Annotated in this window: 14 protein-coding genes; 9 read left to right on the top strand and 5 right to left on the bottom strand. The window is 47.8% G+C overall.

Going from position 1 to position 23264, the window contains the following annotated elements; all coding sequences use genetic code 11:
• Positions 1 to 225: 225 nt before the first annotated feature.
• The 5 genes from QUA78_RS24550 to QUA78_RS24570 form a co-directional block, all read right to left on the bottom strand.
• Entirely contained in the window at positions 226 to 546 is a 321-nt protein-coding gene (locus tag QUA78_RS24550; RefSeq protein WP_333307607.1) for a nucleotidyltransferase domain-containing protein, read from the bottom strand.
• On the bottom strand, positions 543 to 731 hold the full coding sequence (locus QUA78_RS24555) for a hypothetical protein (protein WP_333307605.1): 189 nt from the start codon (positions 729 to 731) through the stop codon (positions 543 to 545). The genes QUA78_RS24550 and QUA78_RS24555 overlap by 4 nt, the downstream gene beginning before the upstream one ends.
• Positions 732 to 787: 56 nt before the next feature.
• Positions 788 to 2377, bottom strand: a complete 1590-nt coding sequence (locus QUA78_RS24560) for a glycoside hydrolase family 57 protein (protein WP_333203489.1) — start codon at positions 2375 to 2377, stop codon at positions 788 to 790.
• A gap of 103 nt (positions 2378 to 2480) precedes the next feature.
• The gene (locus QUA78_RS24565; RefSeq protein ID WP_333399067.1) at positions 2481 to 5708 is read right to left on the bottom strand and encodes an EAL domain-containing protein; all 3228 of its coding nucleotides are present in this window, start codon (positions 5706 to 5708) and stop codon (positions 2481 to 2483) included.
• Between the two features lie 485 nt (positions 5709 to 6193).
• A complete protein-coding gene (locus QUA78_RS24570; protein WP_333306216.1) occupies positions 6194 to 9469 on the bottom strand; it encodes a PAS domain S-box protein in 3276 nt (1091 codons plus the stop codon).
• 540 nt (positions 9470 to 10009) lie between these two features.
• Between QUA78_RS24570 and gatB the strand changes: the two genes are divergently transcribed.
• The 9 genes from gatB (at position 10010) to QUA78_RS24615 (ending at position 23137) form a co-directional block, all read left to right on the top strand.
• Positions 10010 to 11512, top strand: a complete 1503-nt coding sequence (gene gatB, locus QUA78_RS24575; RefSeq protein WP_333399068.1) for an Asp-tRNA(Asn)/Glu-tRNA(Gln) amidotransferase subunit GatB — start codon at positions 10010 to 10012, stop codon at positions 11510 to 11512.
• Between the two features lie 1022 nt (positions 11513 to 12534).
• A complete protein-coding gene (locus QUA78_RS24580) occupies positions 12535 to 12819 on the top strand; it encodes a hypothetical protein (RefSeq protein ID WP_333399069.1) in 285 nt (94 codons plus the stop codon).
• A 423-nt stretch (positions 12820 to 13242) separates the two neighbouring features.
• Positions 13243 to 18246, top strand: a complete 5004-nt coding sequence (locus QUA78_RS24585; protein ID WP_333303584.1) for a PAS domain S-box protein — start codon at positions 13243 to 13245, stop codon at positions 18244 to 18246.
• Positions 18247 to 18490: 244 nt separating this feature from the next.
• Complete coding sequence (locus QUA78_RS24590) at positions 18491 to 19657, top strand: pentapeptide repeat-containing protein (protein WP_333303585.1); 1167 nt, start codon at positions 18491 to 18493, stop codon at positions 19655 to 19657.
• A 39-nt stretch (positions 19658 to 19696) separates the two neighbouring features.
• Positions 19697 to 20284 carry a Uma2 family endonuclease gene (locus QUA78_RS24595; protein WP_333303586.1) on the top strand — a complete coding sequence of 196 codons (588 nt, stop codon included), beginning with the start codon at positions 19697 to 19699 and terminating at the stop codon, positions 20282 to 20284.
• 220 nt (positions 20285 to 20504) lie between these two features.
• Entirely contained in the window at positions 20505 to 21143 is a 639-nt protein-coding gene (locus QUA78_RS24600; RefSeq protein ID WP_333303587.1) for a Uma2 family endonuclease, read from the top strand.
• Between the two features lie 59 nt (positions 21144 to 21202).
• A complete protein-coding gene (locus QUA78_RS24605) occupies positions 21203 to 22477 on the top strand; it encodes a pentapeptide repeat-containing protein (RefSeq protein WP_333303588.1) in 1275 nt (424 codons plus the stop codon).
• 187 nt (positions 22478 to 22664) lie between these two features.
• Positions 22665 to 22868: a hypothetical protein gene (locus QUA78_RS24610; RefSeq protein WP_172186847.1), complete on the top strand. Its 204-nt coding sequence runs from the start codon at positions 22665 to 22667 to the stop codon at positions 22866 to 22868.
• Positions 22865 to 23137: a type II toxin-antitoxin system RelE/ParE family toxin gene (locus tag QUA78_RS24615; protein WP_333303589.1), complete on the top strand. Its 273-nt coding sequence runs from the start codon at positions 22865 to 22867 to the stop codon at positions 23135 to 23137. The genes QUA78_RS24610 and QUA78_RS24615 overlap by 4 nt, the downstream gene beginning before the upstream one ends.
• The last annotated feature ends 127 nt before the right edge of the window (positions 23138 to 23264 follow it).

The following is a 23264-nucleotide window of genomic DNA, read 5'->3' on the forward strand; positions in this document are numbered from 1 at the left end:
TTTTAGTAGGCATTGACTTTTTATAAATATCATCATATTATACTATGCAATATGCGTTTTAGATGCTGAACAGCTTAGTCCTTCAGCTTCTAAAAATGCTGTGGCCATATAAAACATTCAATAATAAGCACGGGAAGCGGCAAATTCAGGAAAACCTGTGTTGTTCAATTCTCGCTGCTTGCAAACTTCTACTCGCTTTATCCAGTAGTCTTTGTTGTTCTGGAGTCATATCGCTAACCCTTCTTGACGAATGTTGCGGAAGAAACCATTATTGTGTTGATAAAATTGCTCATCAGTGGCAAATGCACAGCTAATCAGCACATTATATTCTAAACATAAGTCGGCAATTAAAATACTAATTCGATCGCTTTCTTGAGAGTAGTTAAAGGATTTTTTGAGAACTATTAAGATATCTATATCGGAGTCTGCTCTAGCATCACCTCTAGCTTGGGAGCCAAAAAGAACAATTTTGTCTAATTGTTCGCCGTAAAGTTTTTTGAGACCTTGCTGAGTTTTGGTGACAATTGTTTGGATTTGTTTATTCATATTTCCCGAGCGGTTGTATTTAGATAATTCGTGTTATTGAACAATTCTATTATACCAAAAAGAGCGCTCGCCTCCGCGTTGAGAAAAAGACATAAAGTGCGATCGACCTTTCCATCCCAAAATGCGATCGCCCTTCTCATTTTACTCATGGCGATCGCCCCATCACCTATAATTTTAATTAGCATCCTTTCCCCCCCTGAAGCGGGGCTGGGGGGGTGAGAGATTCAAGGGGTAGCGAGGCTTAAAGCGATCGATAAACGCGATAATTAATCTCGGGGAAGATGTTATCTATCTCTTCTACCTTCTCCAACCAACCGGAATCGACTTTGCCTTCTTTCACTTCATCGTACAGTTTGTGAAAGCGCATTAAGTGCGATCGAGTCCGCCGCACTGCATAGGGCACCATCGTCCCTGTACGCATGATAAATGCCCAGTCAGAAGATTGAGCTAGCAGCACTTCCCGTGCCGCTTGGTTCAAAGCGCGCCACTGCAACTCATCCGCAGGTTCCATGCTTCCCAACTCAATCATCCGTTCCGCAGCTTTGTGCAAGTGCGGGTAAATCCAAGCATTGGTATCGTTCAGCCAATACTCGTGGAAACCCCGGAAACCCCAGCTAGACTGAGACGGGCGGCACACTTGCTGAGTCGGATTTGCCCGCAAATAATCGGCTAAGTGCGTCATCTCGTAGGTATTTTGGTCGTACCAACTCTTGCGGAACAGGTAATCTAAGAACCAAGGCCCTTCGTACCACCAGTGACCGAAAAGTTCGGCGTCGTAAGGTGAAACAATAATCGGCGGACGCTGCATAATGCCGTTCAGGTGTTCAACTTGCCGTTCCCGGTTGAAGGCAAAGTTGCTGGCGTGTTCGGCTGCTTTCTCCCGTGCCCAATACGGATCGTACAACTGTTTATCGCCTAAACCCAATCCGCGACCGGTGATTTTGTGATATTTAATCCCGGTATTTTTCCGCTGGCCGTTGGGCATGATGTAGGGCTTAATGTAATCGTAGTCAGCTTCCCAGCCCAAATCTTTGTAGAATTCCCGGTATTCGGCCGCGCCTGGATAGCCGACTTCGGAAGACCAAACCTGCTGCGATGATTCGTGATCCCGGCCGAAGGCTGCTACTCCGCATTCGGTGAAAATTGGGGCGTAGCTGCCGTAGCGGGGACGCGGGCGTGCGTAGAGGATGCCGTGGCCGTCTGTGAGAAAGTAGCGGAGGCCTGCGTCGGCTAACATCCGCTCTAAGCCCTCGTAGTAGGCGCATTCGGGCAGCCAAATGCCTTTAGGTCGGCGGCCGAAGTTTTCTTCGTAGTTGTCGCAGGCTACTTGAATTTGCGCCCAAACTGCCTCGGGGTACATTTTCATCAGCGGTAAATAGCCGTGGGTGGCGCCGCAGGTGATGATTTCGAGGTTGTTGGTGTCTTGAAATTGTTTGAAGGCTTTTACTAAATCTCGATCGTACCTTTCCCAAAAGTTCCGAACTTGAGAGAAGTGGGCGGCGTAATGTTCTGCTAAATAGCGGAGGTGACCGTTTCCGCTGTTGTGTTCGATTTCGAGATCCGCTAGTTCTTCGAGTTTAGCCAAGTGGTCGTCGAAGCGGTCTTGCAGCAAGGGGTCGCGCAGCATGGCAACCAAGGGCGGCGTCATGCTCATGGTAATTTTAAAGTCGATGCCGTCGCGCTTGAGCCCTTCAAAGACTTGCAGCAGCGGAATGTAGGTTTCCGCGATCGCCTCAAACAGCCATTCTTCTTCTAAAACGTAGTCGCTTTCGGGGTGGCGGACAAAAGGCAAGTGGGCGTGGAGAACGAGGGCGAGGTAGCCAATAGTCATAGTGATTTGGATGCCGTAGTTATTAACTGACGCCAGTTAGGGACAGCTTTAAAATATTTTAAGATTTTATGCTGAAATGGGACGCACAAAGTGCCGTGTTTTTTTAATTGCCTTTCTCTAACAAACTAAATGTCAGCAAATTCTGATTTTCTGCTTGCTGTCGGATTAGGGCTGCTGCTGTTTGAGAGTCTACTGCCTTTGAGAAAAAGAATCCCTGGGCGTACTCGCATTTTAACCCTTTGAGTATAGATAGTTGCGAGGCTTCTTCGACTCCTTCGGCTACTACATCCATGCCTAAATTGTGCGACAAAGTAACGATCGATCGCACAATTTCTGTGGGGTCAATGGCTCCTTTGCCGAGGTCGAAATCACCTCCCATCCTGCTAACAAAAGAGCGGTCTATTTTTAAGGTATTGGTGGGGAAGCGGTGCAGGTAGGAGAGCGATGAATAGCCGGTGCCGAAGTCGTCAATGCACAAGTGTATATTTCTGGATCTGAGCTGCACCAGCATTGCTGTTACTGATTCGGAATTTTCTATGAGTACGCTTTCGGTAATTTCTAGTTTTAAACTGCTGCCGTCGAGGTGACTTTCTGCAAGAACTTGGTCGATGTATTCGATTAAATCTGGCTGAGAAAACTGTTTGACTGAAAGGTTGACGCTGACACTCAAGGGCGGGTTGCTTGGAAATAGCTGCTGCCACTGGCGGATTTGCTGGCAAGCTGTGCGCAGTACCCAGCGGCCGAGGGGTACGATCAAGCCGGTTTCCTCGGCGATTGTGATGAATTCGCCGGGGGAAACTAAGCCGCGTTCTGGATGCTGCCAGCGCACTAGGGCCTCAAAACTGGTAATTGTGCTGTTGGCGATGTTGACTATCGGCTGGTAGTGAAGGATAAACTGGGGCGCTGCGGATAAGGGAGGTAAGGCGGATGGGGCGGATGGGGCGGATGGGGCGGATTGGGGAGAGTCTTCTTCTCTAGCGGGCTCTCTAATTGATTCGATCGCCCGTCGCAGGTCGTTTTCTAGCTGCAACAGCCGCAAAGCGTGGGCGTGCATGGAACTGTTGAAAACTTCGTGTCGGGCTCGGCCGAGTTCTTTGGCGCGGTACATTGCTGTGTCGGCGTCGCGAAGCAGGTTGGTAGGTTCCAGGTATTCGCCAGAACTCAAAGCTATGCCGATGCTGGCGGTGATAAATACTTCGTGTCCGTCTAGAAGGATGGGCGAGGTGATTTTCTTTTGCAGGCGGTTGACAACGGTGGTAGCTTCATTTATGCCGTCGATGTCTTCGAGCAACAGCACGAACTCGTCTCCTCCGAGGCGGGCCACTGTATCTCCGACCCTCATACAAGCTTCCAGACGCCGCGCGATCAATACTAGCAGTTGATCGCCGATGGCGTGGCCCAGGGAATCGTTGACTACTTTAAATCTATCTAAATCGAGAAACAGCACGGCAAACAAGTAGTCTTTGCGCCGTTTTGCCAGCCTCAGAGCGTGTTCCAGCCGATCGGTAAATAGCGATCGGTTGGGCAATCCGGTGAGCGCGTCGTGAAAAGCGTCGTGCAGCAGTTGTTCCTCGGCGAGTTTGCGCTGAGTGATGTCGTGACAGTTAATCACGATTCCCTTGACTGCGGGATCGTACAGCAAGTTGGTGGCTACAGCTTCTACATAACACCAAGAACCGTTGCGGTGGCGGACTCGGTACTCAACTGGGCACTGGCTTCTTTTGGGGTTTTTAATGGCTTTGTGGAGGGTTTCGGCGATCGCGGCGCAGTCGTCGGGGTGAACTATTTCTAAGGCGCTGCGCCCGATCGCCTGGTGGGGCGCGTATCCTAAAATTCGCTTGACGGAAGGGCTGATGTAGCGGAAGATTCCCTCGCCGTCGAGAATGATCGTGATGTCTGTAGCGTTTTCAATCAGCGATCGAAATCGCTGTTCGCTTTGCCGCAGCGCTGATTCGGCTTCTTTGCGATCGCTGATGTCGAGAGCTACTCCGTCTACAATTATGTCGCCGTTTTCGTTCTTGGAAAATCTGGCGCTGTCTTGCACCCACTTGACCTCCCCAGATCTCAGAACGATGCGGTACTGGCGATCGCAGGGCAAAAGACTCGCTCTCGATGCTGCTACGCTGCTGTCACACGAGCTTTTGTCATCTGGATGGATGATTTCCGTCAAGAGTTCCGGGCGCGAAATTACTTCTTCGGCAGCGATCCCAGTAACTTCGCGCACGCCCGGACTGATGTAGGGCATAGAAATTGTGCCGTCTGGATGAAGCACGGTGCGGTAAACTGAGCCGGGAATATTGGCTGCCATTGTGGCTAGCTGCTGCTGGATGCCACAGACTGCTGCTTCGGCGCGCTTGCGTTCTGCTAGTTCGGTTTGGGCTTGTTGGTAGAGTTCGGCTTGGTGGATCGCGATCGCGCACTGATCGGCTATGGCTTTGAGTAGCGAGAGTTCTTCGGCGTTCCAAGAGCGCGCCCGATCGCACTGATAGAGGGCAATTCCTCCCAAAAATGACTGCTGGTAGAGCAGCGGCGCGATCGCCACGGCGCGAAACCATACAAACTCTGCTGATGGTTGAATGGACGGGTACAGGGTCGATAACTCGTCGAGGGCCAGGGTTTCCCCGGCCGCGAGCCAGGAGTGGTAGTGCTCGGCCAATTCGCAATTTAGCCCAACGAACCGTTCTCTGTCGGCTGCTTTACTCATGTAGCGAACTCTGATGCCGCCTTCGGCATCTGGCTGCAAGATCGCGCAGGCGCTGATTTCGAGAGCTTCGTGCAGTTGATCTGCGGTGGTTTGGAGAACTTCGTCGAGTACAAGGGTGAAGCGCATGGCTTGGAGGATGCGGTTGACGATCGCTTCTCGCTGAGCTTGCCGCTGAATTTGGGCGATCGCTTCTTGCTGCTGGCGGCGCATTTTGTATTCTTGGAGCGATCGTTCTAAGACTGTTGGCAACCTAAACAGCCGCCCCTTTAATACGTAATCGGTCATTCCGGCTTTGATGCACTCAACTGCCGCTTCTTCTCCCAAACTTCCGGTTACTAAAATAAATGGTATGTCTTGCCCTAATTCCTGCATTAATTTCAACACTTCTAAACCGTTGAAGCCGGGGAGTCGGTAATCTGATAGTACAGCATCGTACTTGCAATTTTGGAGTAGTTTTCTGCACTCTGTTGCTGTTTCGGCAGTGTCGCAATTAAATTGTACTCCCCCCGATTCTAAGGCGAGCATTATTAACTCCATATCTTCGGCCATGTCTTCGACAATCAACAATTTTAATGTTGATTCCGCTACCATTTTTAGTAGATAGTTGGTCTGAATTATATCTAACATAAGGTATTCGGAAGTTTTTAATTTGTTGTTTGTGTTGTTGCTAAATGTCATTTTTTAGATTTAGTTTTGTTAATTTTAACTTGTAATTTTTAGTTATTTTTAGTATCATTAAAATTATATACTCTAGTCTCCATACCTTTATTTAGCACCCGGAGCCGAGGGCTGAGCGAACCGATTGGAGAGCATCCCTATGGGAGCATCTGACTTTTGCACCCAAGCTAGAAATTGAAGTTTTGAGGCAGGAGGAAAGAGCAAGAAGGAAGGAGCGAGAAGAAGTGTTTTCACAAAGATGAGATGCTCCCATCCCAATTCTGTAAAAAGCGTTTTTTAGGAGTGCGAGCATCTTGCAGAGCCTAGATTTTTCGCTGCGATCTCTCACAGCGAACAGTCCTGTGAAACCAAAATTCGGATGCTCTCACCGATTGTGACTTCTTTAAGTGTATAATAGTTTTAAATTCAAAATTTAAAACTATTATAAAGTTAACTTACGAATCTATATTGGCGTTTGAGATTGTTTGCCCTAGTCTAAAGTAAAACGTGGCTCCTTGACTAGGTAGGCTTTCTGCCCAAATCGTGCCGCCGTGACGATGAATAATCCGCTGGACGATCGCCAAACCGATGCCCGTACCTTCAAATTCTCTCTGGGAGTGCAGCCTCTGAAAGGCTCCAAACAGCCGATCGGCATATTCCATCGGAAAACCCACGCCGTTATCTTTGACAAAAATCGTTCCATCCGGTAACCCATCAATAACTATTGTAGCCGGAGTTCGTCCGCGGCTGAACTTGACGGCGTTGCTAATCAAGTTGCTGAACACCTGTTGCAGCAAAGTTGGATCTCCCGTTACCGTCGGCAAATTTCCGACGGCAAATTCAACGCTGTGGGGAGTTTGAGCCGGATCTCCGACACTTGGGGGTTTAGTCAATTTAATCGCAGTTTGTACCAAACGGGCCAGATCGATCGGAATGTACATCAACTCGGTGCGAGCCACCCGCGACAAGGCGAGCAAACCGTCAATCAACAGGCTCATTTTTTGGCTGCTGTCTTCAATTACTTCCATATAGTGAACTATTTTGCGATCGCTCAACACCTCAGTTGCTTCTAGCCGCTGCTTTAAGGCATCCACAAAACCTGAAATGTGTCGCAAAGGTGCGCGCAAGTCGTGGGAAACTGAGTAAGAAAAAGATTCTAATTCTTGATTGGCAGCTTCTAATTGCTCTGTGCGTTCTGACAAAGCTTGTTTTGTCTCTACCAACTCAGTGATATCGCGAGCAGTGCCAATTAAAGCATAAACCTCGCCGTTGAGATTTCTCAGCGGAATTTTAAACGTGTCGAAGTAAGCATTGCCACCCGGTATCACAAATTTTTCCTGGTAGTGCAGAGTTTTTCCTGATGCAAATACCTGCAAATTTTCCCGGCAAAATCGTTCTGCGATCTCGCTGGGATAGCACTCAAAAATAGTTTTGCCCTGCATCTGCTGCCTGCTGTCGAATCCGGAAAATTCGGCAAGGGGGTGGTTGACAAAAGAAAAGCGCATATTGTCCCGTTCTACAACATAAATGTAGTCCGGCAAAGCATCAAAAAAAGTCTCTAACTCTGCGGTACGCTGGGCGACTTGAGCTTCTAAAGTTTCGTTGAGTTCTTTGAGTTCAGCTTCTACTCGTTTGCGTTCGGTAATATCTTGACCAATGCCGATACACCTGCCGTCTGAAAGGCGAACATTTGCCCAAGAAGTGTCGATAATTCGCCCGTCTCTAACTTGTGTTTTGAAGTCGCTCCAGTTCTGATTGGCTGCTTGGATTTCATCCAAAACGTATTGACGGTATTCTGGCTGCGGATAAAATTCGGTCAAGATATCGCGGTCTTTGATTTCTGCCAAACTCCAGCCGAGCACTTGTTCCCAGTGGCGGTTTACCCAGTTTATTTTACCGTTTTTGTCTAATAATGCCAGCATGATCGGCACGTTGTCGAAGATAGTTTGCAGCAGTTCTTTTTGCTGTTTTAATGATTCTTCGGCTTGTTTGCGATCGGTGATGTCGAGTACGGAACCGATAATTTGCCTCATTTGTCCGTCTGGGGTTCTTTTGAAGATTGTAGACCGAGCGTGTACCCAACGCCATTCCCCATTTTTGTGTTTTATTCTGTAGTCTATGTCATCGGTTTCATAGGGATTGCTGCTGTGTTTTAGCCGCTCCATACCTGTAATTAGCTTTAACATATCCTCAGAATGAACTAAGTTAGCGATAGCATCTGTACTCAAATCTTGCCATTCTTTTGCCGTGTAGCCGAGTATTGCTGTGACAGATTCATTTGCATAAATAGTTTGGTTTTCTACTACATCGTAAATGTAGAGAAAGTTCGGGATAGTTGTCAAAATGCTCTCTAAAAGTTGTTGATGTTGTTGCAGTTCCGATTTTGCTTGTTTGCGCTCGCTTAAGTCCAGCACGAAACTGACGCCTAACTGCTTCGTTCCTTCTAAAAATGTGCTGCCCAGCATCACCGGAACGCGACTACCATCGGAGCGTATAAATTCTTTTTCAAAGGGAATAACCGTATTTCTAGCCTTCAGTTCGGCAACTTTTTCTGTATCTAAACGCACGTATTCTGGTGGGGTCATTTCTTGCCAGTTAATTCTTCCTGAAAGCAGATCGTCCCGCGTATAGTTTACCGAGTTTAAAAACGCGGCATTCGCATCTGTAATGCTGCCGTTTAGGTTCCAAAAAATTAGGCCAATCATATTAGAATCAACTAGGGCTCTAAATTTGGATTCGCTTTGTCGGAACTGGGCTTCGACTTGTTTTAGTTCTGTGATGTCGCGAGCGATGGATAAAACAGTTTCTACTGAATTGTCTTCAGCAAACTCGGGAATGACTCGACAGTGGTAATGTTTTATGCCCTCGGGAGTGGGAAACTCAAATTCTATGGTTTCTTGTTGGCCGGTGCCAAAAACTTTCAGAAAAGTCTCGTCCCACAGGTCGCACAAGTGGGGTGGCATTCCTGATTGTCTGTTGCTTTTGCCAATCAATTGTGCGGGGGGTTTTCCGGTTGTTGATTCTACTGCTTGGTTGATGTAAAGGAGGCACAGTTCTCGATCGAACCGGGCGATGATATCGGTCGCATTTTCCGCTAGGGCGCTGAAAGCTTGTTCGCGCCGGTGCAGTTCTTCTTGAATGCGGTGGCAATCGGTTATGTCTCTGCCCAAAGAGAGAATTGAAACTACTGTTCCCGATTCATCGATTAGTGTAGAATTGTACCATTCGCAGTAAATTACCGAGCCATCTTTGGTATAGTTGCGGTTGCGGCAAATCTTGCTGTGTTCTCTGCTGTGTAACAGTTGATTGGTAACGGTGCACACTTGCTCGAAGTCTTCTTGATAAACTATTGACCATTGGTGCCAGTATTTGCCGATTACTTCTGCTGCACTCCAGCCAAATATTTGTTCGGCCATTGGCGACCACCGCACTACCCGAAATTCCCTGTCCCACTCTATAACTGCCATTGGCGAGTTTTCTAGGTGAAATTCCAGCCGCGAGTTGGCTTGTTTTATTTGAGTTTGAAGTTGCTGGCGGAGTTGCTTAGCCCCAGCAAAGCGATCCGTAATTTCCTGTGTGTTTGCTGAGCCGGCGTTGGCAATGCGAGCAATGGTTTCTGCTGTTTGTTTTTCGAGTTCGTTCCAAGCGAGTTCGAGGGCTGATTCCGCCTGCTCTAGCTCAGTGATGCTGTTCTGAAACAGTGTGGCACTTTCAACTGGAATTTCAGGCATATTTTTGACACTTAGGCAAGTGTTACTTTTACAATTCAAAATTAAAGCTTAAAAATTAAAAATATGTAATTTTATGTCAAATTATACATTTTTAACTTTTAATTTGTGAGCAAAGCCAATCCTTGGAGGCGGGCGGTGCTATTAAAGACTGCCACTAAAAGGGTTTGGCGTGCAGATCGATCGGCAATTGTGGTCGATCGATCTAAAACTCTCCTAGGCAAGGGTGTGGGCGGGAGCTGGCGCTAAATATATTTTTGCACAGGGTTGTTGTTTGGAGGCGATCGAAAGGATATCGGCGTGGCTCGGGGCGTGGGTCGAGCGCGAATTTGTAGCAGGGCGTTATGTGTGCCGATTCCCATTGGTCTCAAGTTAACCTGCTTTCCCACAGTGCGGCATAGGTTGAAACCCCCTGCCGCACTGCGGGTTTGACGTGCTTGTTGAGACCAATGAAACCGCCCCTAGCTACAAATAATCTCCAATCGGTTTGGTCAATAAAAAGCTAAAATAAAATCTAAAGTTATTCAGTCTTTAAAATCGCTTATGACTGCTGCTGCACCCTCTTCGATAAAAAACCAAACTCAGTACGAAGCCATTATCGGTCTCGAAACTCATTGTCAATTGAGTACGAATACTAAAATTTTCTCCAGTTCTTCTACAGAATTTGGCAATGCCCCAAATACTAACATTGACCCAATTTGTATGGGAATGCCTGGAGTGTTGCCAGTATTAAATCAAAAAGTGCTGGAGTATGCGGTGAAAGCTGGGCTGGCTCTCAACTGCGAAATCGCACCTTACAGTAAGTTTGACCGCAAGCAATATTTCTATCCCGATTTGCCGAAAAATTATCAAATTTCTCAGTTCGATTTGCCGATCGCTACTAACGGTTGGCTAGAAATTGAACTGGTAGACGAGACGGGAAATTCTACTAGAAAAAAAATCGGGATCACTCGCTTGCACATGGAGGAAGATGCCGGAAAATTGGTTCACGGCGGCAGCGATCGGCTGAGCGGTTCTACTTATTCAATGGTGGATTACAACCGCGCCGGTGTGCCTCTAATCGAAATTGTTTCGGAACCGGATTTGCGATCGGGCGCGGAAGCTGCCGAATACGGTCAAGAATTGCGCCGGATCGTGCGCTACATCGGTGTTGGGGACGGGAATATGCAGGAAGGTTCGCTCCGCTGCGACGTGAATATTTCGGTGCGCCCCGTTGGCAGAAAAGAGTTCGGCACGAAGGTGGAAATTAAAAATATGAACTCTTTTAATGCGATCGAACGGGCGATCGATTACGAGATCGAGCGGCAAATTCAAGCTGTGGAAAATGGCGAAACCATCGTCCAAGAAACGCGGCTTTGGGATGAAAACAAGCAGTGTACTTTCAGTATGCGGATTAAGGAAGGTGCGAGCGATTACCGGTATTTCCCGGAACCGGATTTGCCTCCGATCGAAGTTTCGGCCGAGCAATTGCATGATTGGAAAGCTCAACTGCCGGAATTGCCGGCAATGAAGCGCAACCGCTACGAAACTGAGCTGGCTCTTTCTCCCTACGACGCGCGGGTGCTGACTGACGACAAAGCCGTGGCGGAGTATTTTGAAAAATCGATCGCCGCCGGTGCTGTGGCTAAACAAGCAGCTAATTGGGTGATGGGCGATATTACTGCTTATCTGAAAAATGAAAAACTGGCGATCGCAGAAATTCCTTTCCAACCGCAGGATTTAGCCGAACTGCTGGCGCTAATTGATGCCGGTACGATCAGCGGCAAAATCGCTAAGGATATTTTGCCGGAGTTGCTGGCCAACGGCGGTTCGCCTCAGAAGTTTGTTGAGAGCAAGGGTTTGATTCAAATTTCGGATACTGGGGCGATCGATCGGGCGATCGATGCAGTGTTGGCCGCCAATCCGAAGGAGCTCGAACAGTACCGAGGGGGCAAAACTAAGCTGCTGGGCTTTTTTGTCGGCAAGGTGATGAAGGAAACGGGCGGCCGCGCCGATCCCAAATTGACCAATGAGCTGCTCGTGGCGAAGCTTAACGGCCCAGGCTAAGCGGTCCTTAAGGGGGTCTTGTAGCGGATACAGCGGCGCGCGATCGGTTTTCCTCGATCCCGCCGCCCTCTCGCCTTTCGCGCTGTATGATAACTTTATAATTTAATCTACATTTCTTTACCTGATTTTTACATTTAGGGGTTTCACCCCTCATCCCGCTTGTGTTATATTGTGTTATGTAGATGCACCCTGATGGCAGAGAGAGTTACTTAGGTAGCTCTCTCTTTTTTTTCTTTTTTTTTTCTCGGGCACGGGTGTAAAAATAAGGATGCGGGACCGCAAGAAGAACACGTCCCTAACAGGTGTAAGTTTTTTTACAACGGATGAAGTCGCCTCCCAAGGCGAACATCAAGGTTAGAGTCGATAGAGACGTTTCCACCTCTACCTCTATTAGACATCTCCAATAATTCCCAACCTATTTCGCTAAAGCACTTCCGACACCAATAGATGAGTTAAAGGCACTTGGCAAAACTCAGCTAGAAATATTTTTGGCAAGTTACACCCCAATATTTGACAAGTCAGTATGTGAAACCATCAACTTTCTGCTGTCAGGTGATGAGTTGAATAAATATAAATGGCGGACACATCTGCAAGACAATTACGGGATTAGCGCTAGAAACGCCAACAGGGTCATATCAGCAGCTAAGGACGCTGTTGACAGTGGCGCGTCAGGTAGGATTTTACACATCAAAACCTTAGAAGGCAAAGCCAAATCTTGTACATATTAGCTGAACAAAGCCGAAAGTCAACTGAAAAAGGCTCGAAAATTTTATGCTGTAAAAAGTTTGCTTAGTAGTAAAAAAGGTTGCAGTTGCGTGTTCCCTCGATCGTGTTCTTGGAAATATCGCCCAACCACTTGGCAAAAATTACGATTTCATACCCATAACAAACAAGGTAAATTATACAAATATCAGCAAAAAATAGCAGTTTTAAGATGCGATCCTATTAAAAGTGTCAGTTAGCCCAAATCAAGCATTTGTATTTCCCTGTAAAAAGGAGTCATTCGGCTATCAATTATGTCAATGGATGGCAATAATTTAAGATTCCTAGTTACTGCCTCTTTAAACTCTAAATTTGCCCAGAATGTAGAGGATAAGATAGGAAAATTTCCGCGCGACATTAACCAATTATCAATATTAGCTACCGCTGACAAATACCTAATTTTTTATGAGCAGTTTAATAGTTTTAAACTAAAGAAAGAACAACTAAAAGAACGAGGCACAAAATATCCTCCGATGCTTGCTGGTTGGGCTTATTATCTGTTTTTAAAATTGTTAAACTCTCTTCTCGATCATCCTAAGATTTAATTGCTCACAGTAAATCCGGCTTAGAATAGTATTATTGGTTTGGTTAAATACCTTAAAGTGTAGGGCTTGGCCAGTGATGAAGCAGCGGGTTTGGTGATTGCTCGTTGAGGTATGAGATTGTCTGGAAAAATAGCAGGCTGCTTAACCGCCTTTGTTGAGGTGAACTCAACACAGCACGTTTGGAACCTGTGGAATCAAGTGAATAATAAAATCAAGCATTCCGCTATGGTAACAAATAGACATACTTACTATTCACTCTCTAACTGGTATTTCCTCGCAAACCCTGAGCGCAGTCGAAGGGAAGCGCAAGCATTAGCGAAGAATGCTTAAGAAACTTAGACAGCCTAGTTTTTCCGGGTTTGTCTGGATCTTTTGAAGCTGAGGCACTGCAAACCAAATATTTTTAGACAGGAATAAAAAAAAATGAGCGTCAATCGATCGGAGGAAATTCCTCAAGAGCTTTTTGCGGGTGGTGGCGAGATGGGGGCGCTGATCCGATCGCACGATTGGTCGCTTTCCCCCCTGGGCGCTGTCGAGAAATGGTCGCAGAGCTTAAAAACCGCAATGGGGATTGTCTTGGGTTCCCGCTACCCCATGTTCATCTGGTGGGGACACCAAATGATTAACCTCTACAACGACGCTTACATCCCTATCCTGGGTAAGCGTCATCCTGCGGCATTAGGTGAATCTGCGTTTAATCTCTGGGCAGACGTTTGGGAGGTCGTTGGATCTCAAGCTGAAGCCGTCTTAAATGAAGGCAAATCGTCATGGAATAAAGAAGCTTTGCTGATTGTGGAGCGAAACGGGTATCCAGAGGAGACCTACTTCACCTTCTCCTACAGTCCTGTTCCCGGCGATGATGGCACACCAGGCGGTGTGTTTGGCGCTGTCAGCGAAGAAACTGAGCGGGTGTTGAACGATCGCCGCTTGAGGACGCTGCGTGAATTAGGCGCAGAAACAATCACCGCCAAGACGGTAGAAGCCGCCTGCCTTGTTTCCGCCACCGCATTGACCTCTAACGCCTGTGACATCCCGTTTGCGCTGCTGTATCTCCTCGATGGCGATCGCACTCAAGCACGACTTGCAAGCACAACAAGGTTAGCCGCCGGAACCACCGCCAGCCCAGAGGCGATCGATCTGACATCCGCTGAAACGTCCCAGGGGTGGCAACTGAGGCAAGTCGTGGAGACCGGTGAAAGCAAGATTGTTGAGGATTTAGAGGCGCGATTTGGACTTTTACCGGGCGGGGCATGGTCCCAATCTCCCCATCAAGCGGTCATTCTACCACTAGCCCGATCGGGAGAAACGTTCGGGTTCTTGATTGCCGGAGTGAGTCCATTCAGAGTGTTTGATGATGATTGCAAAGGCTTTTTTGACTCGATCGCAGGGCAGGTGACAACAGCCATCTCCAATGCTCGCACTTATGAACAAGAGCGGAAACGACTTGAAGCACTCGCAGAGTTCGATCGCGCCAAAACGGTTTTCTTCAGTAACGTCAGCGATGAATTTCGGACTCCCCTCACCCTGATAATAGGTTCCACTGAGGACGCTCTCACCGATCGAAACGTGCCGCTACCGGCTGCGCATCGAGAACGGATGGAGGTGGTGCAGCGCAACGGGCAACGGTTGCTGAAGCTGGTGAACGCGGTACTCGATTTCTGGGGCATTGAAGCTGGAGCCGACGACTACTTGACTAAGCCGTTTTCTGACCGTGAATTGTTAGCACGAGTGGAAACAAATGTCGAGCTGGCGCAACAGCAGCCCGAAGCAATGCAGCAGGAACAGGTGCTGCAGCCAGAACCAGAAACAGCTCGTCAGCAGGTTGAAAGCATTCTCTCTAGCATCAGTGATGGTTTCTTTGCTCTCGATCGCAACTGGCACTACACCTACGTCAACGATCGCTTGTGCGAAATTGTTTTTAAGCAGCGAGAAGAACTGCTCGGTTATAACCATTGGGACTTGTTTCCCAATACCGTTGACACCGATGTTTACCTTCAATTCCATCAGGCGATGAACGAACAAACGCCCATCCAGTTTGAGTATCTTTATCTGCCCTGGAATCGCTGGTTTGAGTACCGGGTTTACCCCTCGGCCGATGGGCTGACCATTTTTGCAACTGACATTACCGATCGCAAGCAGGCGGAACTCGTGCTGGTCGAGCAGAAGAGACTGCTGGAGTTGACCGCCTCAGGACGCCCGCTGGACGAATGTCTTTCATCCCTGTGTGCCTCCGTGTCCAAGCTAAATCCGCGCACGCGAGCCTGCATCCTGGTAGCCGATGCCGAGCAACTGACGTTTCCCTACTCCATCACCCCGGGTTTTGAGCCGTCATTCGCTCAAGGACTTAAGGAGGCCCCGATTAATGAGCTTGCCATCGGTACGTGCGGCGAGGCAGTGTATTCCGGCAAACCTGTCACCTGTGCGGACATCGCCAACGACGATCGCTGGTCGCAAGGATGGCGAGACTTATGCGTGGCTCACGGGGTGCTGGCGTGTCATTCCGCCCCCATAAAGGGCGCAGACAACTTGCCCCTTGGTTCTCTGATGCTGTGCTTCGACGAGGCGCGGATGCCGACTGATTTGGAGTATCGACTGTCCGACTTCGCCACCCAAGTCGGCACCATCGTATTCGATCGCGATCGATCGAGCCTTGCCTTGCGCGAATCCGAAGCGCGTCTGCGTCGGGCGATCGCGATCGAAACGGTCGGGGTCATTTTCTTCCAAACCGACGGTACTATCACCGAAACCAACGATGCTTTCCTTCGCATGAGCGGCTACAGCCGTGAGGATACTGAGCAAGGATTGGTGCGCTGGGACACAATGACACCGCCGGAGTGGATGCCCCATTCCCTGATAGCAGTCGAGGAGTTTGAAGCAACCGGGCGCACGACTCCTTATGAAAAGGAATACATCCGCAAAGACGGCTCGCGCTGGTGGGCATTGTTCGCTGCGACGCAGTTCAATGAAGCAGAGGGCGTGGAATTTATCATTGACATTACCGATCGCAAACAAGCAGAAGTTGAACTGCGCGAGAGTGAAGTTCGCTTTCGGCAAATGGCAGATACCGCTCCTGTTCTGATCTGGATGTCTGGAACTGATAAACTCTGTAATTACTTTAATCAGCCGTGGCTAGACTTTACTGGACGGACGGTGGAGCAAGAAATGGGTAATGGTTGGTTAGAAGGAGTCCATCCCGATGATTGCCAACATTGCTTAGATACTTATGTCACTGCCTTTGATGCTCGGCAACAGTTTCAGATGGAGTATCGCCTCAGGCGCTTTGATGGAGTCTACCGTTGGTTTATAGACACAGGAGTCCCCCGGTTTACATTAGAAGGCGATTTCCTGGGCTACATCGGTTCCTGTATTGATATCACCGATCGCTTCCAAGCAGAAGTCGCATTGCGCCAGAGTGAATCCCGCCTCCGTCTGATGATTGAGAGTGCAAAAGATTACGCCATATTCACTCTCGATCTCAATGGCACGATTGCGACTTGGAACTCTGGCGCCCAAAGGCTTTTGGGCTACACAGACGCAGAGGCGATCGGCTGCGACGGTAGCATCATGTTCACCCCCGAAGACAAGGAACAGGGACGAGCACAGAAGGAGAGGCAAATTGCTCTGACCCAGGGACAAGTAGAGAACGAACGCTGGCATTTGCGGAAAGACGGCAGCCGCTTTTGGGCGAGCGGTTTAATGATGCCGTTACAGGATGAAACGGGCAACACGCAAGGATTTGTTAATATCTTGCAGGACAAGACCGCGCAGCGACAGGCAAACCAACGGCTACACCTGCTGTATGAAATGACCAGTGATTTGCTTGCCACCGAACAACCCCTAGCGCTGATGAACACCTTGTTTAGCAAGCTCTCAGCCCAGCTAGACCTGCATTGTTACTACAACTTCTTAGTTGAGGAGAAAGACAATCGGCAAAAGCTGCATCTGAGCAACTTTAGTGGGATTTCTGAGGAAGTGGCAGCAATGATGGAATGGATCGACTTCGGTCAACACATCTGTGGACTGGTTGCCCGCGATCGCCGGCAAATTGTTGTCGATCGAGAGCAACTTGCCACTAATCCTCATGCTCAAATTATCCGCTCAATGGGTATTACCGCTTATGCCGCTCAACCGCTGATTGCTCGGGGACGGTTATTGGGGACGCTCTCCTTCGGCAGTCTGACCCGGACTTGCTTTACTTCAGAAGAAATTGATCTGTTGCAAGTAACCTGCGATCAGGTAGCGATCGCTCTGGAACGGGTCAACCTGACAACTTCATTACAGCAGCAAGCAGAGCAGTTGCTCCAAGCCAACCGCATCAAAGACGAGTTTCTGGCAGTATTGTCCCATGAGCTGCGATCGCCCCTGAATCCCATTTTGGGGTGGTCAAAGCTCCTACAAGTTCGCAAGTTCGACGAAGCGAAGACGGCACAAGCCCTGGCCACGATTGAACGGAACGCCAAGTTGCAATCGGAATTGATTGAAGACTTGCTTGATGTCTCCCGGATTTTGCAAGGGAAGCTCAGCCTGAATCCCACTTCGATCAATTTGGCATCGACTATAACAACGGCGCTCGAAACAGTGCGGCTGGCTGCTCAAGCCAAATCTATTGCGGTAGAGGTAAGCCTGGATTCCAACGTGGGTGCTGTGTCAGGCGATCCAACCCGCTTGCAGCAAGTGGTGTGGAATCTGCTTTCCAATGCTGTTAAATTTACCCCCGCAGGCGGTCGGGTTGAGGTGCGATTAGAGCAAGTGGGTAATCAAGCTCAAATCACCATCAGCGACAACGGCAAGGGCATTCCTCAAGAGTTTCTGCCATACGTTTTTGACTACTTCCGCCAAGCCGATAGTGCCACGACGCGCAAGTTTGGGGGATTGGGATTAGGATTGGCGATCGTTCGTTACCTAGTTGAGCTACATGGCGGAACGGTTCAGGCAGACAGCCCTGGTGAAGAGCTAGGAGCCACATTTACCGTCAGACTGCCGCTGATGCCAATTGAGCCAGGCGTCAACGATCGGGAGCAATGCTCTGAGGCATCCCTCAATTTGAAAGGCGTTCAAGTTTTAGTGGTCGATGATGATACCGATACACGGGAGTTTCTGGTTTTTCTGTTGCAGCAGGCTCAGGCAAGCGTCATCTGGGCCAGCTCAGCAGGCGAAGCCTTGGCGGCGTTAATGGAATTTAAGCCAGACGTGCTGCTGAGCGATATTGGGATGCCAGATATGGATGGCTATATGCTGCTTCGCCAAGTGAGAGCTTTACCACCAGAGCAAGGTGGGCAAATTCCCGCGATCGCCTTAACTGCCTATGCGGGGGATGTTAATCAGCAGCAAGCGCTTGCTGCTGGGTTCCAAAGGCATATTGCCAAGCCCGTTGAACCGGATGAACTAATTGGGGCGATCGTTAATCTGATTAGACGGACTGAATAGGACTGAAACGCCAGTCAGCCAACTTTCTCTGCTATGGGTTACGTCCTTCTAGGGAAAGTGTTTACTGCGCTCACACTCAATAGGAGGAGTTTTCTACCTATAACTCCTAACTCCTCCTAGCAGTAAAAAACCTACATCTGTCAGGGGAGACGGGAGAGTAAGCCACCGATTAGCTATTACCGATTAGCTATTACCGCTTTGAGTCGATTAATATCAACTTTAGTTATTAACTAATTGTGACAGTATGAGCGAACAAGCTAGCGAGCTAATCAAGCAAGGGATTTCGCAATATCAGGCACGCCAATTTGAGGCGGCGCTGGATTCTTGGCAGGAAGCGCTGGGGCTGTATCGCTCAATGGACGATAAGCGGCGATCGGGTGCGGCGCTGGGAAATATGGGCGTAGCTTACGAAGCGCTGGGAAATTATGCTCAGGCGATCGACTGCTACCAGCAGCATTTGATGTTAGCGCGGGAAATTGGCGATCGCCGGGGTGAGGCGAATGCTTTGGGAAATCTGGGCAATGCTTGCTGTGCTCTGGAGGATTTTTCTAGTGCTATTGATTACCAGCAACAGCGTTTGGCGATCGCGCGGGAAACTGGCGACGGGCGCTCTGAGCTGGAAACTTTGGGCAATTTGGCGCTAGCTTGCGATGCTAATGGAGATTTGCCTGGTGCGATCGAATGTTATCACCAGCAGTTGTCGGTCGCGCGCGCCAGCAAGGACGATCGCAGTGAGCGCAATGCTCTCAAGAATTTGAAGCTCGGTTACAAGTATTTAGCAGATTACGAGAAGGCTAACCAGTACCGGCAGCAGCAATTGGCGATCGTCCGGGAACTGTTTTTTAGCGATAAAAATAAGAATTTTGTACAACTTGCAGAAACAGTTGGTTTGAATCTGGTTGAGGATTTTGCCGGGGCGAATTTAAGCGGTTTTGACTTGCACTACGCTGATTTTAACGGTGCGGATTTGCGCGAAACAAATTTCCAGGGCGCAGATTTGACCTTGGCGGATCTCAGCGGTGCTTTGCTGAGCGCTGCTATTTTAATTGATGCTAATTTGTGCAATGCTAATTTGCGGGATGCTGAACTCAGCAGCGCTAATTTAAGCGGTGCTGATTTGCGAACCAAGCTGCCCCGGGCAAATTTGAGCCGTGCTAATTTAACCGGGGCAAATTTGAGCAGTGGTTATTTACCGAATGCTATTTTGGTAGATGCAAATTTGACTGAAGCTAATTTAAAAAATGCTGATTTGAGCGGTGTAGATTTGAGCGGGGCGATTTTAAAGGGGGCTGATTTGAGCCGCGCTGATTTAAAAAATGTGGTGGTTGAAAATGCGAACTTTTCTGGTTGTCTGGGAATTTCGGAAGCCGTGAAGGTTGAATTGACCGCACGGGGTGGGATTTTTGAGTAGCATTGGAAATGTTGGTAATTGTAGAGGGTAAGAAAAGCTATGACTGCCGTAACTGCAAAACGATTTTCGATCGCCGAATATCACCGTTTGGGAGAACTGGGATTTTTTGAGCCAGATGACAGAGTTGAATTGATTCGCGGAGAAATTATCATTATGGCTGCGAAAGGTAGGCTGCACTCTTTTTGTAACAGTCTTTTAGTTGAGGAGTTAATCATTTTACTGGCAAGACGCGCTCGCGTGCGCGCACAAGAGCCAATTATTTTGTCTGATGATAGCGAACCAGAGCCTGATGTTGTGATTGCTCGCAATCGTTCGGACAATTATTTATCTTCTCACCCGCAGCCTGCTGATATTTTGTTGGTAATTGAGGTTTCGGATTCTACGTTGAAGTACGATCGCACAACCAAGTTGTCTCTCTATGCTGAGACTGGGATTTCTAATTATTGGATATTTAATTTGGTTGATAATCAACTGGAAATGTACAGCGAACCTTATCAGAAACAAAACGGGAGTTATAGTTATCAATTGCAACGAGTTGTTTTGCCAAATCAGACGGTGGTAATTCCGGGTTTTACCGAGTTGTCTCTAGATTTGTCTTCGGTATTTCCGGCGCAGATTGGTGAGTAAAAAATCGGACTCGACCGCACATAGTTTTATTCAGTAATTAAAGAGCGATCGAGCTTTTTTCGATGATATAATGTATAAGTGCGATGGCTACGCCCCGGCTTGCGCCTACGCACGAAGCATAAAACTAGCACTATCATCCAAAACAATTTGGTTTGTGGCCCCGGATTTATCCGGGGAGAAATCTAAAATCTAAAGTCTAAAATCTAAAATCTAAAATCAGATGACCGCTCAAACTCTCGCCCCGCCGGAACAAATCGTCCACCTATCGGGTATCAGTTGGCAAACCTACGAAACTTTGCTTGCCGAAATCGGCGATAGGCAAATTCGACTGAGATATAATCGCGGCAATCTTGAAATTATGGTACCTTCTCCAGAACACGAACGCTTCAAAACAATAATGGGTCGATTTGTTGAAACCTTAGCGGAAGAATTAGAGGTGAGAATTGAGCCACTTGGTTCCACAACTTTCAAGCGTCCTGAACTTAGCGGTGCAGAACCGGATGAATGTTTTTACATCCAGAATATTAGTGCAGTTAAAGGCAAAAAAAGAATCGACCTGACTCAAGATCCGCCGCCGGATTTAGTGGTGGAAATTGATATTACCAGCCGTTCGGAAAATAGCTTGCAGGTTTATACGGATCTGGGAGTGCCGGAAGTTTGGATTTATAATGGATCGCGACTTAGAATCAACAGATTAGAAAATGGAGAATACGTTGAGAGCGAGATCAGTTTAGCATTTCCCAGCTTACCGATATTAGAGATTGTCAGATTTTTGGAACAAGCAGAAACAATGGACTATTTGGAATTAGTGAAAGCATTTCGGAATTGGGTAAAAAGCCAAATTCAGCAAAACTCATGAAGGGCGGATAAACAAAATTTCCAGTTTCAATGGATAAAAAAATGCTGTAGTGTGATAGATTGAAAATTAGGCACTCCTCAAAATCTCCATCACAGTCTGGCAAAGCCAGCACATCTACCGATATGCGATCGCTAGAGTCTCACAACAAATACCCAGATTGCTTGTGGATGCAATTAGAAGCAATTCCAGTTCCATCAGTTGCAGCCCAAACCCAGCAGTTCGACATTCACTTGAGCCTGAATTTTAACGAGCATTGGGAACCCCTGCTAGGTGGTCGCGTCAAATTTGGTCTGCAAGGCGGGACGCTCAATCTTTATCTAGAAAATTGCGAAATTCCCGTAGCATCGCGTCAGTTAGTCGGTTCTTTCAAGCTTTTACCAATAGAAGAAACCCTGCCGATTAAAAACAGTGCAGAAATTTTAGTGAGCGAAAATCAGCGGGGAGTTCAGGGCGGCGCGAATCCGCAAAAAAGCAAGGAAACAGAGAGCATATTTTGTCAAGTTTCCACAATAAGCAATGATACAACGCCAGCTTGGATTTTTGCAGTAGAACAGGGCAAATCAGTATTAAAAGGTTTGCTAAAAAGTGCTAAGCTAGGAGAAGTAGCTGCCAAAGAATTTCGGATGGCAGCGGCTTTTGAAGTGGCTAAAGAAGATATTTATCTCACAGATGCGGAGGGTTTATGGCCGCACGATATCACGCCCAATCAACATTCGGTTTTAGAAAGAATCCTGACTGTATATTTGCAAGCAAATAAACTCCAACCTGCTCTCAGTTGGGCGCTATTTTCCTACAATTTGCCTCCGGTTGAACCGCGCGAAGTGGAAATTGTCCCGGAAGCTGAATCGGAATTGCAGGAAATGGTCGATCGCGTTATTTCCGCTGAAACAGACAACTTTGTGGAGTTGGCAAAAATTGCCAATCTCAATCCAGCACTGGATTTCGCGGGTAGCAGCTTGCGCGGAACGACTTTAAGTGCAGTGGATTTTAGCAGCGCAAATCTCGATCGGGCCAATTTCCGGGGTGCAAACTTAAGCGATGCCGATTTCAGCGACGCCAACCTGCAAAATGCCAAATTCGGCGGTGCAGATTTGAGCGGCGCTTTCTTAGGAAATGCTGATTTAAGTGGCGCAGATTTGCACAAAGCAAGTCTAGCTTTAGCTAACCTCAGCGGTGCCAATTTGAGCGGCGCCAATCTGCTGGAAGTGAACTTAACAAATACTAATTTCAGCGGTGCGAATGTCGAGTCAGCCAGATTCGGGAACAATACAGGAATCGATGAGGAGATGCAGGTGAATCTAGAGCAGCGAGGCGCAATTTTTGAGGACGTTTAGCCCGTAAGTGCGAGATCCCCTTCATCCATCTGCGTCCATCCCCGTTTATCCGCCTGCATCTGCGGTTCAAAAAGAGCGTGAAGCGAAGCTATCCCGTAGGGAATCGACAATCATCAAACCTTGTAAAAAAAATCGCTGTTAAAATAGAACCATCATTCCCTCCCAACTCATCTCAACATAAAAGTATATGAAGATAGAAGATTATCCACTTGCCAAAAAATTGATATTAGATGCCGAAGGCAACATTAGTCAAGTCATTCTAGATTATACCGACTATCAGTATTTCCTAGAAGCTATCGAAGATAGAGGACTTCTGTTGGCTATGCGCGAAGTAAAAAATGAAAAGCCGTTAAATTTACGGCAAGCACTTGCAGAACTGGAAACAGAATGAAAGTAGAATATCTGCCCAGTTTTGTGAAGGATTTAAAAGCTCTTAAGAGTACGCCTGTTTTTCAGCAAATCAAGGAGTTTGCTTTTGGGGAAATTCCCAATGTTAATGATTTACAGACAATAGTTAACTTAAAAAAATTGAAAGGCGATGATAATGCGTATCGGTTTCGGGTTGGCGACTATCGAATAGGTTTTTATTTTGATGGCGAAACAGTTACTTTTGCAAGAGTTCTTCACCGGAAAGATATTTATCGCTACTTTCCACCCTAAAGCTGTTTTCACTCTTACAGTTTGATTAAATAAAAAGCGATCGCCCTTTTATCCATATCCGTCCATCGTGGCACGGGCGTCTCGCCTGTGCTTCCGAATCGGGTCAAAAAGAGCGATCGCCCTCCCA

Origin of the sequence: Microcoleus sp. K4-B3 (assembly GCF_036704615.1) — a bacterium.
Lineage (GTDB): Bacteria > Cyanobacteriota > Cyanobacteriia > Cyanobacteriales > Microcoleaceae > Microcoleus.